Here is an 18,388-nt window from a genome sequence, read left to right on the forward strand (position 1 = left end):
AGGGAGCCACTAGAATGAAAATCAGAATTGACCTTCCACATCACCCTTATGAAATTCAGATTGAAAAAGGATGCTTGTCTCAAGCAGGAAAATGGTTGCGAGAACTTTGGCAACCACAAAAAATTGTTATCATAACAGATAACCGTGTGGCTTCACTCTATGCAGAAAAGGTCAAATTGAGCTTTGAGGATGCTGGTTTTCAAGTGGCAGTTTTTGATTTTTTAGAGGGTGAAGAACGAAAAAATCTGACTACAGTCCAAAAGGTCTATGAATTTTTAGTTAAGCAAGATTTAACTCGCAGTGATGGTATCGTTGCCCTCGGTGGTGGAGTGGTTGGAGATTTAGCTGGCTTTGTAGCCTCTACCTATATGCGAGGGATTCATTTCGTACAGATTCCAACCAGCTTGACTGCTCAGGTGGATTCTTCTATTGGTGGGAAAACTGGAGTGAACACGCCGTTTGCCAAGAATATGGTGGGGACTTTTGCTCAGCCGGATGGTGTTTTGATTGACCCAACTGTTCTTGAGACCTTGGGTAAGAGAGAGTTGATTGAAGGAATGGGTGAAGTCATCAAGTATGGCTTAATTGAAGATCCAGAGCTTTGGGACCTATTATCTGATATGGATGGTTCTGTGGAAAGCATTTTGGAATATGCAGAGAGATTGATTGAGCATTCTTGTCAAGTGAAGCGCAAGATGGTAGTTGAAGATGAGTTGGACAATGGCATTCGTCTTTATCTCAATTTTGGTCACACAATCGGCCATGCTATTGAGGCAACTGCTGGCTATGGACATGTTATGCACGGTGAGGCAGTAGCTATGGGAATGGTTCAGGTCTCTAAGGTAGCAGAAGAAAAAGGACTCATGCCAGCTGGAATAACCCGGTCCATCCGAGAGATGTGTCAGAAGTTTGGTCTTCCTGTTGATTATGAAAACTGGAACATTGATAAACTATATCAGGCTTTGACTCATGACAAGAAAGCGCGCGGTAATACCATGAAGTTAGTCTTGGTACCTGAGCTTGGTTCAGCGACGATTCACCCAGTTTCTCTCGAAGAAATGAAAGATTACTTAGTAAAATAAGGAGAATGTATGAGATATTTAACAGCAGGAGAATCACATGGTCCTCGTCTGACAGCAATTATTGAAGGAATTCCAGCTGGACTGCCTTTAACTGCAGAAGATATCAATGTGGATCTTAAGCGACGTCAAGGTGGCTACGGTCGTGGTGGCCGTATGAAGATTGAGACTGACCTGGTTGTCTTTACTTCTGGTGTTCGCCATGGGAAGACGACAGGGGCTCCTATTACCATGGATGTCATTAATAAAGACCACCAAAAATGGCTGGATATCATGTCTGCTGAGGATATTGAGGATAAACTTAAAAGTAAACGAAAAATCACACATCCTCGCCCAGGTCACGCTGACTTGGTAGGAGGTATCAAATACCGCTTTGATGATTTGCGCAATTCTTTGGAACGCTCATCTGCCCGTGAAACAACTATGCGAGTTGCAGTTGGAGCAGTAGCCAAGCGCCTATTGGCAGAGCTTGATATCGAAATTGCTAACCATGTTGTTGTCTTCGGTGGTAAGGAAATTGATGTTCCAGAAAATTTAACAGTCGCAGGGATTAAGAAACTAGCTGCCCAGTCAGAAATTTCTATCGTTAACCAAGAACGTGAGCAGGAGATTAAGGACTATATTGACCAGATTAAGCGAGATGGGGATACCATCGGAGGTGTTGTAGAAACAGTTGTCGGAGGTGTTCCGGTTGGTCTTGGTTCTTATGTCCAATGGGATCGTAAACTAGATGCAAGGCTAGCTCAAGCAGTTGTTTCAATCAACGCCTTTAAGGGTGTGGAGTTTGGACTTGGTTTTGAGGCTGGTTACCGTAAAGGAAGCCAAGTTATGGATGAAATTCTCTGGTCACCAGAAGATGGCTATACCCGTCGGACCAATAATCTCGGTGGTTTCGAAGGTGGTATGACCAATGGTCAGCCCATTGTCGTTCGAGGTGTCATGAAACCCATTCCAACCCTATATAAACCATTGATGAGTGTGGATATCGAAACCCACGAGCCTTATAAAGCGACGGTGGAGAGAAGTGATCCAACTGCTCTTCCTGCAGCTGGGGTAGTTATGGAAGCAGTAGTTGCAACTGTCTTAGCCCAGGAAATTCTAGAAAAATTCTCCTCTGATAATCTGGAAGAATTAAAAGAAGCTGTTGCGAAACATCGGGAGTATACAAAGAATTATTAAGGAGTTCTTATGGCAAAAACCATCTATATCGCAGGACTAGGTTTGATTGGTGCTTCCATGGCACTCGGAATCAAGCGGGATCATCCTGATTATGAAATTTTAGGATACAATCGTAGTCAAGCGTCTAGAGATATTGCCTTGGAGAGAGGAATGATTGACCGAGCGACGGATGACTTTGCCAGTTTTGCTCCACTTGCAGACGTTATCATTCTTACCCTGCCAATCAAGCAAACTATTTCCTTTATTAAGGAATTGGTCAACTTGGACTTGAAAGAAGGTGTCATTATTTCCGATGCTGGATCGACCAAGTCAGCTATCGTGGCTACAGCTGAGAAGTGTTTTGCTGATAAGTCTGTTCGCTTTGTTGGAGCTCATCCTATGGCAGGGAGTCATAAGACAGGAGCAGCTTCTGCCGATGTTAATCTCTTTGAAAATGCCTACTATATCTTCACACCATCTAGTCTGACAACTTCGGATACGCTCGAAGAAATGAAAGACTTGCTGTCGGGACTTCATGCACGTTTCATTGAAATCGATGCTGAAGAACATGACCGAGTGACATCTCAGATTAGCCATTTTCCGCATATCTTAGCATCAAGCTTGATGGAACAAACTGCAAGTTATGCTGAAGAGCATGAAATGGCGCGACGCTTTGCGGCCGGTGGATTTCGAGATATGACTAGGATTGCCGAAAGTGAGCCTGGTATGTGGACTTCTATCCTCTTATCCAATCGAGAGACCATTATTGAACGCATTGAGGATTTCAAGGGGCGTTTGGATGAGATAGTCCAGGCAATTAGTGCAGGTGATGAAACCCAAATCTGGAACTTTTTTAACCAAGCACGTGAGCAACGGCAGGCTATGGAAATCCATAAGCGCGGTGGTGTAGATAGTTCTTATGATCTTTACATAGACGTTCCCGATGAGGAAGATGTTATCTTGCGAATTTTGGAATTGCTACGAGGAACTTCCCTGGTCAATATCCATATCAACGAGGAAAACCGTGAGGATGTTCACGGGATTCTACAAATATCATTTAAGAATGCTCAGGATTTAAAACGTGCTGAGCAAGTCATTACAGAAAATACGGACTACACGGTAGTCATCAAATAAGGAGAAAATCATGTCAAATATTTATGATAGTGCAAATACACTTAGTCGCGGGCTACGTGAGTTGCCTGAATACAAGGCCGTTAAGGAAGCCAAAGATGCTATTGCAGCGGATGCTGAAGCGAGCAAGATTTTTGCAGATTATCTTGCCTTCCAACAAGAGATTCAAGTTATGGCACAAACTGGACAAGTGCCAGATGCATCCTTCCAAGAAAAAATGGAGTCTTTTGGCAATCAAATTCAAGGAAATGCTCTTTTATCAGCTTTCTTTGCTAAACAACAACAATTATCAATCTATTTATCAGATATTGAACGCATCGTTTTTGAGCCGATTTCAGAATTGTTGAAATAAGAGTTTGCCTCCGAAAATCATGAAAATTTAAGGTATCTCTGGTTTATTTGTGATAAAATAAGAAATACTCTTGCATGTATGAGGTCCAGAATGAAATTAAAAACAAACATTGGCCACTTAAATGGCTCTATTCGAGTTCCAGGGGACAAGTCCATCAGTCATCGTTCGATTATCTTTGGAAGTTTGGCTGAGGGTGTGACCAAAGTCTATGATATTTTGCGTGGTGAGGATGTGCTCTCAACGATGCAAGTTTTTCGTGACCTTGGTGTTAAGATTGAGGATAAAGACGGTGTCATTATCATTCAAGGTGTTGGAATGGACGGCTTAAAAGCTCCGAAAAATGCTTTAGACATGGGGAATTCTGGCACCTCTATTCGCCTGATTTCGGGTGTTCTTGCTGGTGCAGACTTTGAAGTGGAGATGTTTGGAGATGATAGTCTTTCTAAACGCCCCATGGATCGTGTGACCCTTCCTTTGAAAAAAATGGGAGTTAGCATTTCAGGTCAAACAGAGCGAGACTTGCCACCGTTGTACTTGAAAGGAACGAAAAACTTAAGACCTATTCGATACGAATTGCCAATCGCTTCTGCACAAGTCAAGTCAGCTTTGATTTTTGCGGCTTTGCAGGCTCAAGGACAGTCAGTCATTATCGAGAAGGAGTGCACTCGTAACCATACAGAAGATATGCTTCGTCAATTCGGAGGTGATTTGAGTGTCGATGGTAAGAAAATCACTGTTCAAGGACCACAGAAACTTAGTGGACAAACGGTTGTCGTACCAGGAGATATTTCTAGTGCAGCCTTTTGGTTGGTAGCAGGTTTGATTGTGCCAAATTCTCGAGTGGTACTTAAGAATGTCGGTATTAATGAAACACGTACTGGGATTATCGATGTCATCCGTGCTATGGGTGGAAAACTAGAAATAACAGAAATAGATTCCGTAGCTAAATCTGCAACCTTGACTGTTGAAACTTCTGACCTGAAAGGTACAGAAATTGGTGGGTCTTTGATTCCACGCCTGATAGATGAATTACCAATCATAGCCCTCCTTGCTACCCAAGCAGAAGGAGTGACGATTATCAAAGATGCTGAAGAACTTAAGGTTAAGGAAACAGACCGTATTCAGGTAGTTGCAGATACCTTAAATAGCATGGGAGCAGCTATTACTCCAACAGCAGACGGCATGATTATCAAAGGGAAATCTACCCTTCATGGAACAAGGGTTAATACATTCGGAGACCATCGTATCGGGATGATGACAGCCATTGCAGCTCTATTGGTTTCCGAGGGAGAAGTGGAGCTTGACCGTGCAGAAGCCATTAATACTAGCTACCCAAGTTTCTTTGAGGATTTGGAGACTTTGATTCATGGCTAAAGTTTTATTAGGATTTATGGGAGCAGGGAAGTCAACCATTGCTAGAAAGCTGGATCCTGATTTTGTAGACATGGATGCTTTGCTTGAAGAACGATTAGGTATGCCGATTGCTCGTTTCTTTGAAGTAGAAGGAGAAGCAGCCTTCCGTCAGCTAGAAGAAGAAGTACTGGCTGAACTGCTGAAGACAGATAAAGTTATTTCCACAGGAGGAGGAATAGTCATTTCTCCACGTAATCGGGTTTTGCTCAAGGAAAACTCAGACAACGTCTATCTAAAAGCAGATTTCGAGACTCTTTACCAGCGAATTTCAGCCGATAAGGGCAATCAACGTCCACTATTTTTAAAGAATAGCAAGGAAGATTTGGCTGAGCTTTTTAAAGAGAGACAAGCTTGGTATGAGGAAGTAGCTAGTCGAGTTGTAGATGTGTCCAAGCTAAGTCCAGAGGAAATTATAGAGGAACTGAGATGAAAATTGCCTATCTAGGTCCCAAGGGATCTTTTTCGCACCATGTGGTGCAAACGGCTTTTCCCCATGAGGAACTAGAGCCTTTTTCAAATATTACTGAAGTTATTAAGGCCTATGAACAGGGTTTGGTAGACTTCTCGGTTGTTCCAGTAGAGAATTCCATCGAAGGTAGTGTGCATGAAACCCTAGACTATCTCTATCATCAAGCAAAGATTCAGGCTGTTGCAGAGATAGTACAACCGATTCAACAACAGTTAATGGCTGTTGCTGGGCATTCAACCATCGAAAAAATATTTTCTCATCCCCAGGCACTTGCACAAGGAAAAAAGTATATTACTGAGCATTTTCCAAATGCTGAATTAGAAGTAACAGCAAGTACAGCTTATGCAGCTAGATTTGTTGCAGAACATCCAGATCAACCTTTTGCAGCTATTGCTCCGAGAAATTCTGCTGATGAATATGGTTTAGAATTGATTGCTGAAGATATCCAAGAGATGGAAGCTAATTTCACTCGTTTTTGGGTTTTGGGAGCTAGTTTACCAGACTTGCCATTAAAAATATCGACTGAAAAGATGAGTCTGGCTGTTACCTTGCCAGATAATCTTCCCGGAGCTCTCTATAAGGCACTTTCTACCTTTGCTTGGAGAGGAATAGACTTGACCAAGATTGAAAGTCGTCCCCTTAAGACCGCTTTGGGAGAATATTTTTTCATCATTGATGTCAACTATAGAGATAAAGAATTGGTCCATTTTGCTCAAGAAGAATTAAAAACAATTGGAATCCAATATAAAATTTTGGGAGCTTACCCTATTTATACTATACACGATAAAGGAAAGGAGAATCTATGACTAGAGAAAATCCTCTATCTCATCACGAAAAACTACGTTATGATTATCTCTTAAAAAATATTCATTATTTAAATGAGAGAGAAAAGCGTGAGTTTGATTTTTTACAAGCTAAATTAGACAAGCCACAACAAGAGGTTCGTCAGCTTTATCGTGAGGACATGGAAGAAATTGAGGATTTAGAAGAATTACCTCAAGAAGAATCCAATATAGGCCTTCCAACATATAGCAATAGAAGTCGTAGCTCTCGACATCAAGTTCCAAAGCAAAAAGTTAAGAAAGAAAAATTCAAACCAGAAAAAATGGAGAAACCAAAAAAGAAAAAAGGATTCTCTTTTAAACGTTTGTTTGCGTGGATTTTCACTTTCTTGCTTTGTGTACTTGTTGGAATGACCATCATGTTCTTGAAAGGTTTACAAGCAGCTAATCCAGATAAACCCCAAGACGCTAAAGCCGCTCGAGTGGAAGTCTTTAATGGTCAGGATACTCGTGATGGGGTAAATATTTTAATCTTGGGGACAGATGGGCGAATCGGACAAAATAGTGCTGAAACTCGAACAGACTCTATTATGGTTTTGAATGTTAGCGGTAAAGACAAAAAGATTAAGCTGGTTAGTTTCATGCGGGATAATTTGGTTTATATTGATGGTTATAGCCAGATTATTAATGGTCAAAAACAAGTCGACCATAAATTGAATTTAGCTTATGAACTCGGAGAACAAGAAGGACATCAAGGAGCTGAGATGGTTCGTAAGGTTCTCAAGGACAATTTTGATTTAGATATCAAGTACTACGCCCTTGTTGACTTCCAGGCCTTCGCGACAGCCATTGATACCCTCTTCCCTGATGGTGTAACCATCGATGCCCAATTTTCAACCTTAAATGGAGTTCCTGTTACAGAAGCAACCGTTGGAGACGATTTACATGCAACTGAAACTGAATCGCCAACTCAAACTATTCGAGCTGGTAAGCAACAGATGAATGGTTCAACCCTTCTTAACTATGCTCGTTTCCGAGATGATGACGAAGGTGATTATGGTCGAACTCGCAGACAACAACAAGTCATGACGGCTGTACTCCAGCAGATTAAGGATCCAACCAAACTCTTTACGGGATCTGAAGCCTTAGGGAAAGTCTTTGCCATGACGTCAACCGACCTACCTTATACCTTCTTGCTGACCAATGGACTTTCTGTCCTTGATGGTGCTCAAAATGGAATTGAAAGAATAACAGTTCCAGAACTTGGTGATTGGGTTGATGATTATGATGTTTATGGAGGTTTATCTCTCAGAATAGACCAGGAGGCTTACAAGAATAAACTTAGCCAGTTTGGACTAAGATAAAAAATAAAGAAATCAAAGTTTGAACGACCTGTAATGGGTTGATTTGGGCTTTGATTTTTCTTCTAATTGGATAGAATTTAGAGGTCTTTTTATGGTATAATAGAATGATACAATTCTACAGAAGAGGATATGAAATAGATGAGTGATTTAAAGGCAATTCAGGCTCGTAGTCTGGAAATGGCTGAATATTTTGTCGCATTTTGTAAAGAACATGATTTACTCTGCTATTTGTGTGGCGGAGGTGCTATTGGAGCCTTACGCAATAAGGGCTTCATTCCTTGGGATGATGATTTGGATTTCTTTATGCCTCGTAAGGATTATGAAAAATTAGCAGAGTTGTGGCCTATTTATGCTGATCAGCGTTATTTCCTATCAAAGAGTAGTAAAGATTACGTTGACCGCAATCTCTTTATCACCATTCGCGATAGAGAAACAACTTGCATCAAGCCTTACCAGCAAGACTTGGACCTCCCTCATGGACTTGCTTTAGATGTTCTTCCCTTGGATTATTATCCTAAAAATCCAGCTGAGCGCAAGAAACAAGTCCGTTGGGCCTTGATTTATTCTCTTTTCTGTGCCCAAACAATCCCAGAAAAACATGGGGCTTTGATGAAGTGGGGAAGTACTATTTTACTAGGTATGGCACCAAAATCTCTTCGTTACCGTATCTGGAAAAAGGCTGAGAAAGAAATGACCAAGTATGGACTTTCTGAAAGTGACGGCATTACAGAGTTATGTTCAGGCCCTGGCTATATGAAAAATAAATATCCAATTCAGGCCTTTGCAGACAGCATTTTCCTACCATTCGAAGGAACTCAAATGCCTATTCCAGTAGGTTATGATGCTTATCTTAGCATTGCTTTTGGTGACTACATGACACCACCACCAGCTGACAAGCAAGTGCCTCACCACGATGCCCTTATAGCAGATATGGATAAGAGTTACCTAGAATACATGGGAGAGTATAATGCAAGAAAAAATTAGTGTTATTGTTCCAGTCTACAATGTGGAAGCTTATTTGGAACGCTGTGTAGAATCAATCTTAAAGCAGACATATAGCAACTTAGAAATCCTCCTTGTCAATGATGGTTCGACTGACAAGAGTGGGGAACTCTGTGATCAACTAGCTCTAAGAGATACCCGAATTCGAGTTATTCATAAGGAAAACGGTGGCTTATCTCATGCTCGAAATAGAGGAATTGATGAAGCAAGTGCTGATTTGATTGGCTTTATTGATAGTGATGATTATATTGATACAGACATGTATGAAACTCTCTATCGTCAAATAAAAGAGGCAAAGGCTGACCTAGCTATGTGTGGTCATTATGATGTTTATAACCAAATTCCTGAAAAACAAGTTTCAGAGATTAAAACTTGGCAATTATCTTCAGAAGAAGCTATCAAAATGGTCATGGAAGCAAAGGTATTGTCAGTGACGGCAGTTAATAAACTCTATAAAAAAGAGTTGTTTGACCAACTGAGATTTGAAGTTGGAAAAATTGCTGAAGACGCCTTTATTATGATTCGTTTACTGAGTCAGTGTCAGAAGGTTGCCGCAACAAATGAGAAGAAGTATTACTATGTCCATCGAGAAAACAGTATTACCACTCAAAAATTCTCATTAAAATTCTTGAATGTTATTGAAGCCTATGAACAAAACGCGAATATAATAAGAGAACAGTATCCGGCAATCGCTGATGTTGCAAGCATGCGTCTCAACTGGGCTTATTTCTATGTTCTGGATCGCTTACTAGTTGATTCAGATTTTAAGGATAAGGCTTTAGAAGATAAATTGATCGCCTATCTGAAAAAGAATAGCATGAATATTTTACGTGATGGCAGATTTACCAGTGCTAGAAAAATTAGTTTTTTAGCTTTAGTCATCAGCAGAAAACTCTATACTAAGATTTTACTTAGTCAAGATCATCGTTAGGAGAAAAAATGATTTCCGTTATCGAAAAAAATTATTTTAAAATTAATCTGATATTTTTATCCGTCATATCTTTTTATTGCATGGCCGGATTAATTGTTCCTCTTCAATTTATTTCAGCTAATAAATTTGTTACCTTAGGAATGACACTTATGGGAGTTCTCCTAGGTTTGTATAATTTTTTTGTAAAAAAAGCTTATTTATTTGTGAGAAAAATTGAGTATCTAATCCTCTTTTTTGCTATGAATATAATCACGAGTTTACTGGTGATTAAGTATGGCTTTTCAACAAATATCAAGAACTTGGTAGTATTCTTTATCTATTTCTTTGCTATTTACCCAATTTTTCAGACCTTTACCAAAGAAAAGTCTCGACTTTTATTTAACCTATTCTTCTCAGTGATTACTGTAGCTAATACTGTGGGAGTTTTCATTTCTCTTGTTCAATTCTTTATGTTGATTGGTTACAGAGTTTTCGACTATAAAGGTCTCTTAATTCGTCAAGGATTCGTTGAATCACGCTTGTTTGGTATTTTAGCAAGTCCTAACTATCTTTCGATTATTTCCCTAATCGTTATTATCTATTTATGGATGAGACTTTCTGCTTTAAACAAAATTGTTAAAACTCTAGCCATTTCTTCTATTATTTTAAACTTTGCCTATATAGTTCTATCTGGTTCAAGAACGACTTACATCTGTTTGGTTGTGGCAGCTTTTCTATATTCTTTAGTGAAATTTGAATTCCGTGACAAGATAAAATCTTTTGTCGCCGTATTGTTAACAGTAGGACTAGTATTTTTATCTTATAATGGTGTCAAATATAGCAGTGATTTATACTTGAGAGCTCACTCAGCTGAAATTCAACGAAATAAAGAAAAGGGTGAAAACAATAATTTGACTTTGGAGCGAACTGATACCAGCGAAGAAAATATTTCCAATAACCGCTTTGCAATTTGGCAATCCACAGCTTCATTCATTCCAAAGAGACCTCTATTTGGTTACTCAGCAGGGAACTGGTATGAGTTAGGGAAAACTTATGATGCAAGTGCATATATCATTAAAGAACATTACTTAACTCACAATGGATACCTAGAGTTATTATTCTATAACGGATTACTTGGTTTCCTTCCTTTCGCTGCTTTTATGATTTCATTCATCTGGGCAAGCATCAAAAAATTCCTAAAAGATAAAAAGAATAAGATATTAGATGATGAGCTTGTTTCTGGTCTACTCATGACGGTTGTTATCTTAATTTCCAATTTGTTCTTAAGTTCAACACTTTATGGTATTTCATTGTTAGGATGTATTCTGTTTATAATCTCAGGCTATTATTTCTCTGTTATTTCTAAAAAGAGAGATGGATATAGACAGCTAAATGAAGAAGAGATTAAAGAAATAGAATTAGGAGTTATGGATTATATCCATAATCTCTGTGAAAAAGAGAATATTAATTATTCTTTGGCTTACGGAACCCTACTAGGAGCCGTTCGCCATAAGGGCTACATTCCTTGGGATGATGATGTTGATATCTCATTGAAACGTGATGAGTATGACAAGTTATACCAAGCAGTTCTACGGGACAATGACCCTATCTACAAAGTAGCATCTTGGGAAAATGATGCTCGCTATCCTTATCCATTTTATCGAGTATATGATGCTCGTACAGTTTATGAGAATAACTATATTGAAAATGATATCGATCTAGGAATTTGTGTGGATGTATTCCCATTTGATTATTACGCTGATGTCAACAAAGAGATGGTTAAACTAGATACCTATCGTAGATTATCTGTTTATACCCTCTATGGTATTCATAGCAAGAGTGCTGGATTAAAGAATATTGTCAGATATCTCTTGGTTCTTGTTTTTCGTTTAACAAGAGTAAAAACTTGGAATAAAAAAATGAACCTACTATCTATGCAGGCTAAAGATAGTGATTCTATCGATTATTTGATGGAAAATAAGAGAACTTCTACAAAATTTGAGAAGACGCTGCTTGATAAAGTAATGGATAGCCCATTTGAAGATAGAACCTACAAAATCCCTGAGGCTTCCCATCAAATCTTGTCAGCTATCTACGGTGATGATTTTATGGAAATTCCACCAGTTGAAAAACGAGTGAAACATGATGATTTTGTCGCTTATATAAAAGAGGTGTAAGACGTGTTACAATGGTTAAAAAGAAGCTTGGCAAGTCTTTTAGGGGACAAGAAAGACCTCATCAAGAACTTACCAATCATTAAAAGTCTCAATGACAAAGCGAACGTTGAATTGGACTCCAAAAGAAGTGAGTTGTTAAAGAATAATTTTGAAGAGATTCTAAATACGATTTATAGTTCTCCTTTGAAAAATTACGATATTTGGTTGGATTTCGGGACCCTACTAGGCTACTATCGAGAAAATGATTTTATTAGTCATGACTTGGATATGGATTTCGGGATCATCATTCCAGATTACCAGAGTTTTTTAGAGGATGAAAAATATCTTCTTACCAGAGGTTTTTCAAGAACTAAAGAATTTTACTATAATGAGCAATTGGTAGAATTATCCTATAGTTTTAAAGGGTTGAATGTCGATCTTATTGTTTATAATAAAAAAGAGGAAACAATCTCCTCAGATACTATTTTCTTTATGATTAATGCTTTGGGAACACCAACTCGTCATGAGGTCTATCATTACGAATTGCCATTCAGTCAATTGCAAGTCTCTAACTTTAAGGGTATAGATGTGAAAATTCCAGAGAACACGAGAGAATATATCAGTCATTTGTATGGAGCTGATTTTGAAACTCCGAATACCAACTATAACTGGAAAGAAAATCCAATCTATAAACAAGGTGATGCAAACTTAGCCCGAGTTGTGTTAAGGAAATAAGCTAAGTACACTTATAAACAAATCACAAAGTCTATTTGTGAATGACACTAGAAAAGTTTTAAGGAAAGAAGTGATAGATTTGAAAAAGTTAAGGAAGTCAATCTTATTTAGTATCATACTTTTGTCAGTTACTGCAAATCACCTGCAAGCAGTAAAAGCTGACACTATCTCGGCAGGTTCTGGGAATCGTATCCACTTTATCAATACCAAGGGAGCTTCAGGAAGTGATGCAATTCTTTTAGAGAGTAATGGTCACTATGCCCTAATTGATATGGGGGAAGATTATGATTTTCCAGATGGAACGGATCCGCGTTATCCAAGTCGAGTTGGTATCTCAAGACAGAATGAACTAGTTTTAGAAGATAGACTATTTCGTCATTTAAATCGGCTTGGTATTCAGAAATTTGATTTTATCTTAGGGACCCATGTCCATAGTGATCATATAGGTGGTGCAGATGAAGTTCTAAAACGTTATCCAGTCGGAAAACTATATTTAAAAAAATATACAGATGAACGAATTACAAGTCAATGGCGTTTGTGGGATAACCTTTTTAATTATGATAATGCACTCAATGTTGCTCGTGAAAAAGGAGTAACAATTGTTCAAGATATTAAGGAAGAAGATAGTCGTTTCAAATTGGGCGATATGGATATCCAACTCTATAATTATAAGAATGAGTATGGTCCAGATGGCAAATTAAAGAGAGTTTACGATGATAATTCGAATTCCTTAGTTGCAGTAGTATCCGTTTCAGGGAAGAAGATATATCTTGGTGGTGACTTAGATAATGCTGAAGGTGCTGAGGATAGATTAGGTCCAGAAATTGGCAAAGTAGACATGATGAAATGGAATCATCACTATGATGCTCAAATCTCAAATACAATCCCTTTCTTAGAGTCACTTTCACCTAGTATGGTTGTGCATACATCTTCTTATGATGCAAATCTGGCTTCAACAAGAGATTATCTAAAAAAGAAGAATATTCAGGTTGTTCATGCATCTAGTCTAACTAAGGATGCGACTGTATTTAATATCTCTGATTCCGGCTTTACTAATGTGTCGGATTCTTTCCCAGATATTCCTATAGTATCTGAAGGATGGTATCAAGAAGATGGTTACTGGAAATATCGTCTATCAGATGATGAAATGGCCATCGGATGGAGAAAGATAGATAATGTCTATTATTTCTTTAATGGAAAAGGTCAAATGCAGGCAAGCAAATGGATTCATTTAAATGATAGTAGAGAAAAGCTGGAAGGCAACTGGTATTATCTTAATAGTAATGGTAAGATGCAGTATGAGGGTTGGTTTAAGCAAGATGGTTCATGGTACTATATCAGCTCTACAGGTGCAAGACTTTATAATGAACTAGCTGAAATCGGTGGGCAGAAGTACCTCTTTGATAAAGATGGTAAAATGCTTACTGGTTCACAAGTCTTTAAAGGCAAAAAGATGTTCTTTGCAAGTAGTGGAGCTTTAGAGACAGATGAGACAGGTTCTGGTTGGAAAAAAATTGAATCAAACTGGTACTACTTTGATGAAGAAGGAAAACAAATAGTTGGTAAAAAAGAAATCAATGGAGTAACCTACTACTTTGATAATAAGGGAGTTATGCAAACAGGTTGGGCCTTGATTGAAGGACATTGGAACTATTTTGCAAGTTCTGGTGCAATGAAAACAGGCTGGATTAAGGATAAAGATACTTGGTATTACTTGGATAAAGAAGGGATCATGCTAACTGGTCTCCAAGAAATCGAAGGTACTCGCTATTATCTAAATGCAAGTGGAGCTATGCAAACAGGCTGGAAGTGGTTCGATAATCATTATAGCTACTTCACAAGCAGTGGAGCGATGAAGACAGGCTGGCTCAAAGATAATGGGCATTGGTACTATCTAGATAAAGAAGGTATCATGCAAACTGGCCTCCAAGAGATTGAAGGTAGTCGCTATTATCTAAATGCAAGTGGAGCTATGCAAACAGGCTGGAAGTGGTTCGATAATCATTATAGCTACTTCACAAGCAGTGGAGCGATGAAGACAGGCTGGCTCAAAGATAATGGGCATTGGTACTATCTAGATAAAGAAGGTATCATGCAAACTGGCCTCCAAGAGATTGAAGGTACTCGTTATTATCTAAATGCAAGTGGAGCTATGCAAACAGGCTGGAAGTGGTTCGATGACTCATACAGATACTTTACAAATAGTGGAGCGATGAAGACAGGTTGGCTCAAAGAAAATGGACTTTGGTACTACCTTGATACCGAAACTGGTCAGATGGCTACAGGAATCCATAAAGTAAATGATGAAACTTACTATTTTGACGCTAATGGGGCGATGCAGACTGGCTGGAAACAACTTGATAGTAAATGGTATTACTTCCAAGCAGATGGTTCACTTCTAAGAAATAGCACAACACCTGATGGCTACAAGGTTAATGCAGAAGGAGTTTGGACAACAAGTAAACCTGATGAAACGACTAAAGAGACGAAAGTTGAACACAAACAGGATAAAGTCACTGAAACAACTCAGGTTGTTACAAATGAGACCAATACCGAGACAAACTCATCTGTCGTAAATGAAAAAGATTAGGCTATAGAGCCATTATCAGAAACAACTGAAGAAAAAAATTAGTTGGTTCTTAGATATTATCTGATATTTAAAATAAAGAAAAACACCTTTAATGGTGTTTTTCTTTATGCTCTTTTAAGTTTGGCACGCACTAAATCAAGTGCATAATGAAGTGTTTTATCTTTGAGGACAAAGAGGGTGATGGCATAGTAGATACCGCATCCTGCGATAGTTGATAAAACCATGCTGATCATATTCATCGTAACATCATAGCTATGAACTTGGAAGAGGGTTTTAAAAACATAATAAATTGGGATGAAACCTAGTGATACGATTGTGTAGCGAGTCAGAGTTGTAAAAATTTCTCTCAAATCCAATAGTTTGTGCTTTTGAATAAAGCGAATTTCTAGCAGTACCACGATTGATTCAGCTATAATGGTTGTTCCAATGTAGTATTCAGGACTAAAGATATTATTAAAAAGTAGCAAAGAGTTAAGGACTACATTGACACCACCTCCGATAAAGTAAAAGGCAGTCAAACGATTTTCATGGTCATTAATAAAGATAATCTGTTTTCCAAGGATTAATTCGATAGCCCAGATAATGGTTCGAAAAGCAAAGATACTCGTTACGATTCCTGCTTCTAGATATTTCTCAGAAGAGTAGATAACTGTAGCATAGGTTCCTAAAACCATAATTCCGATACTAGTCGGAATCATAAGGAAGAAAAAGAGAGCTGCACCTTGATTGACCAGATATTTATAAGAATTAAAATCTTTTTTTCCTAGATAATAACCTAGTCGTGGGATGCTGACGTTGATAGCTCCGCTAAGGACACTAGCAATCAGCATAACGATACTGGAGGCAATGGTATAGTAGGAGATAAAATTCTCATCAGGTCCTTTAGTGATGAACATACGGTCCAGCAAGGTATAGAGCATATTCGCGTTTGCTAGAAGGAGCATGGTTAAGAGAGGTTTGGCTGATTTGAGGAGTTCCATGAATTCAATTTTCACAAAGGAAACTTCGCGTTTGATCCAAAGGAAGCTAAGCAGATAGTTGATGATAGTTGTCGCACTCATGATGGTAGCATAAGGGACGATATCATCAGGTGTCTTGACGAATGCAAAGATAGCCACTAACATTCCAATTCGGATAACCAGTGTTTTATAAAGGATAAAAGAATAGTTCTCATAGGCTTCATTCATCCATTCGATGTTAAGGAACTGGAAGAGGGCTTGAATACCTAGGATGTAGTAAAGGATTTTCAGATTGACAATACTGGTGTCGAAATAAATAAAGAGGAAGTAGATACCAGTTGTTAGAACTGAAGTAATTACTGAGATATAGAACAACTTAGAAAAAACATAATTGATCTTATTCCTATCATCCTTAACCTTACTGATAGCTCGAATCCCATAATTGTAAATCCCAAAGGCTGCTAGTGGAATAACAAAACTAGCCCAAGTGTTGGCAGTGTTGAAGTATCCATAGTTTGACTTACTGAGAATCCGCGTCAGATAGGGATTGGTAATCAAAGGGAAAACGATATTTAAAATATTGACCAGCAGGCTAGCCAAAGCATTTACTTTTATATTTTTCATGAAACTTTCTTTCTTAGATTCTAAAATAGATACTAGTATTATATCACATTCCAACGCCATTCTTTTGATAAAATCTTTAAAATCTAGTATAATAGATAGACTGAAAGTATGAGGTTACTAGCTATGAAAATGAAACAAATCAGTGATACAACACTAAAAATCACCATGTCATTAGAGGACTTGATGGATCGTGGAATGGAAATTGCAGATTTTCTCGTTCCCCAAGAAAAAACAGAAGAGTTCTTCTATGCAATTTTGGACGAATTGGAAATGCCAGATAGTTTCTTGGATACAGGAATGCTGAGTTTTCGTGTGACTCCTAAACCTGACAAAGTGGATGTCTTTGTGACCAAGTCTAAGATTGATCAGAATTTGGATTTTGAGGATTTGGCAGATCTTCCGGACATGGAAGAATTGTCAAAAATGTCTCCAGATGAGTTTTTGAAAACTTTGGAAAAAACTCTTGCAGAGAAAACAAAAGATGATATTGAAGCAATCCAATCTTTAGAGCAGGTTGAAAAAGAAGAGGAAGAAGCAGAGCTTGATGCAGACTCTGACAGTGAAGAAGAGAGTAAAAGAGAACCTTATATATACTATATCTTACGTTTTGACAAATTAGCGAGTTTGGTGGCTTTCGTGAAGACGGTCAATTACCAAATGGAGACTTCAGAACTCTATAAGATGAACGACCAATACTATCTAACAGTCTTGGTTGATGTTGAAAATCGTCCAAATCTTTATCCTGCTTGGTTATTAGCCCGTATGCGAGAATTTGCAGATGATACTGATCTCAGTCGTTCGGTCCTACAAGAATACGGTCAAATCTTAATCAATCACGATGCAGTTGAAGGATTACAAAAAATTTAAAAAATCTAGAAATCAGCAGAGAATTCTAATCTCTGCTTTTTTATTTGTAAAAACCGAGGGATTGGTTGATCTTTTTTCTGAAATATCTATTAAATTTTCAGAAAAGAGACTGATATATTTATGGATGAAAATATATAAATTACAGGCAAATGAAAGTTGTATTATCAGCATCACTTAGCTTGCTAAAATAGTGAAAAAAAGATATGATAGAGAGACGTAAGCGAGGTGAAAAATGGACCGAGAACTAATAGAAATTCAAGTTGAAAAAATAATGACTGATTTACTTGATAAAATGACTCTTCATAAGGGGGCAATCTTTGTTTTAGGCCTATCTTCCAGTGAAGTGATAGGTGGGTATATCGGCAAGGATTCTAGCCAAGAAATTGGGGAAGTCATTGTCAAAAGACTTTTAGAAATCTTGTCAGCAAGGGGAGTTCACCTTGCAGTACAGGGTTGTGAACATATAAATCGTGCTCTAGTAGTGGAAAGAGAAGTTGCTTTAACCCATCAATTAGAAATTGTTAGCGTACTTCCGACTCTACATGCCGGAGGTTCGGGACAATTAGCTGCCTTTCGATATATGAAAGATCCAGTTGAGGTTGAGTTTATCCAGGCTGATGCAGGTATAGACATCGGAGATACAGCTATTGGTATGCATGTTAAACATGTTCAAGTACCTATTCGCCCAGTTTTGAGAGAGATTGGTCAGGCCCATGTAACCGCCCTTGCTAGTCGTCCAAAACTTATTGGAGGAGCGCGTGCTCACTACCCACAAGATCTTATTAGGAAAGTATAAA

Annotated in this window: 16 protein-coding genes; 15 read left to right on the plus strand and 1 reads right to left on the minus strand. The window is 38.3% G+C overall.

Annotated elements, in window-relative coordinates; genetic code table 11:
• Window positions 1-14 precede the first annotated feature (14 nt).
• The 13 genes from aroB to QM941_RS01120 all read left to right on the plus strand — a co-directional run bounded on the left by aroB (window position 15) and on the right by QM941_RS01120 (window position 15,141).
• Complete coding sequence (gene aroB / locus QM941_RS01060) at window positions 15-1,082, plus strand: 3-dehydroquinate synthase (protein ID WP_414337905.1); 1,068 nt, start codon at window positions 15-17, stop codon at window positions 1,080-1,082.
• Between the two features lie 9 nt (window positions 1,083-1,091).
• A complete protein-coding gene (gene aroC, locus QM941_RS01065; RefSeq protein WP_414337908.1) occupies window positions 1,092-2,258 on the plus strand; it encodes a chorismate synthase in 1,167 nt (388 codons plus the stop codon).
• Between the two features lie 9 nt (window positions 2,259-2,267).
• The gene (locus QM941_RS01070) at window positions 2,268-3,371 is read left to right on the plus strand and encodes a prephenate dehydrogenase (protein ID WP_414337910.1); all 1,104 of its coding nucleotides are present in this window, start codon (window positions 2,268-2,270) and stop codon (window positions 3,369-3,371) included.
• A gap of 10 nt (window positions 3,372-3,381) precedes the next feature.
• Complete coding sequence (locus QM941_RS01075; protein WP_414337913.1) at window positions 3,382-3,720, plus strand: YlbF/YmcA family competence regulator; 339 nt, start codon at window positions 3,382-3,384, stop codon at window positions 3,718-3,720.
• Window positions 3,721-3,810: 90 nt separating this feature from the next.
• Entirely contained in the window at window positions 3,811-5,094 is a 1,284-nt protein-coding gene (aroA, locus tag QM941_RS01080) for a 3-phosphoshikimate 1-carboxyvinyltransferase (protein ID WP_414337915.1), read from the plus strand.
• Window positions 5,087-5,563, plus strand: coding sequence for a shikimate kinase (locus tag QM941_RS01085; protein WP_414337916.1), 477 nt, complete (start codon window positions 5,087-5,089; stop codon window positions 5,561-5,563). Before aroA ends, QM941_RS01085 begins: the two co-directional genes overlap by 8 nt.
• Complete coding sequence (gene pheA / locus QM941_RS01090; protein WP_414337919.1) at window positions 5,560-6,408, plus strand: prephenate dehydratase; 849 nt, start codon at window positions 5,560-5,562, stop codon at window positions 6,406-6,408. Before QM941_RS01085 ends, pheA begins: the two co-directional genes overlap by 4 nt.
• On the plus strand, window positions 6,405-7,748 hold the full coding sequence (locus QM941_RS01095) for an LCP family protein (protein WP_414337921.1): 1,344 nt from the start codon (window positions 6,405-6,407) through the stop codon (window positions 7,746-7,748). Before pheA ends, QM941_RS01095 begins: the two co-directional genes overlap by 4 nt.
• A 138-nt stretch (window positions 7,749-7,886) precedes the next feature.
• Window positions 7,887-8,732 (plus strand): LicD family protein, encoded by an 846-nt coding sequence (locus tag QM941_RS01100; RefSeq protein WP_414337923.1) that lies wholly within the window; start codon window positions 7,887-7,889, stop codon window positions 8,730-8,732.
• Window positions 8,716-9,681 carry a glycosyltransferase family 2 protein gene (locus QM941_RS01105; protein ID WP_414337925.1) on the plus strand — a complete coding sequence of 322 codons (966 nt, stop codon included), beginning with the start codon at window positions 8,716-8,718 and terminating at the stop codon, window positions 9,679-9,681. The genes QM941_RS01100 and QM941_RS01105 overlap by 17 nt, the downstream gene beginning before the upstream one ends.
• Before the next feature lie 239 nt (window positions 9,682-9,920).
• The gene (locus QM941_RS01110) at window positions 9,921-11,837 is read left to right on the plus strand and encodes a LicD family protein (protein WP_414337927.1); all 1,917 of its coding nucleotides are present in this window, start codon (window positions 9,921-9,923) and stop codon (window positions 11,835-11,837) included.
• A gap of 3 nt (window positions 11,838-11,840) precedes the next feature.
• On the plus strand, window positions 11,841-12,551 hold the full coding sequence (locus QM941_RS01115; RefSeq protein ID WP_414337929.1) for a LicD family protein: 711 nt from the start codon (window positions 11,841-11,843) through the stop codon (window positions 12,549-12,551).
• Window positions 12,552-12,624: 73 nt separating this feature from the next.
• A complete protein-coding gene (locus tag QM941_RS01120; protein ID WP_414338864.1) occupies window positions 12,625-15,141 on the plus strand; it encodes an MBL fold metallo-hydrolase in 2,517 nt (838 codons plus the stop codon).
• Between the two features lie 104 nt (window positions 15,142-15,245).
• Here QM941_RS01120 and QM941_RS01125 read toward each other — a convergent pair whose 3' ends face one another.
• Window positions 15,246-16,724 carry an oligosaccharide flippase family protein gene (locus QM941_RS01125; RefSeq protein WP_414337931.1) on the minus strand — a complete coding sequence of 493 codons (1,479 nt, stop codon included), beginning with the start codon at window positions 16,722-16,724 and terminating at the stop codon, window positions 15,246-15,248.
• Between the two features lie 123 nt (window positions 16,725-16,847).
• On the opposite strand from QM941_RS01125, the gene mecA reads away from it, so the two are divergent.
• Entirely contained in the window at window positions 16,848-17,591 is a 744-nt protein-coding gene (gene mecA / locus QM941_RS01130; protein ID WP_414337934.1) for an adaptor protein MecA, read from the plus strand.
• Between the two features lie 232 nt (window positions 17,592-17,823).
• Window positions 17,824-18,387, plus strand: a complete 564-nt coding sequence (locus QM941_RS01135; RefSeq protein ID WP_414337937.1) for a TIGR01440 family protein — start codon at window positions 17,824-17,826, stop codon at window positions 18,385-18,387.
• Window position 18,388: the final 1 nt, after the last annotated feature.

It is taken from the genome of Streptococcus timonensis (genome assembly GCF_047460355.1).
Classification (GTDB): Bacteria; Bacillota; Bacilli; order Lactobacillales; family Streptococcaceae; genus Streptococcus; species Streptococcus timonensis_A.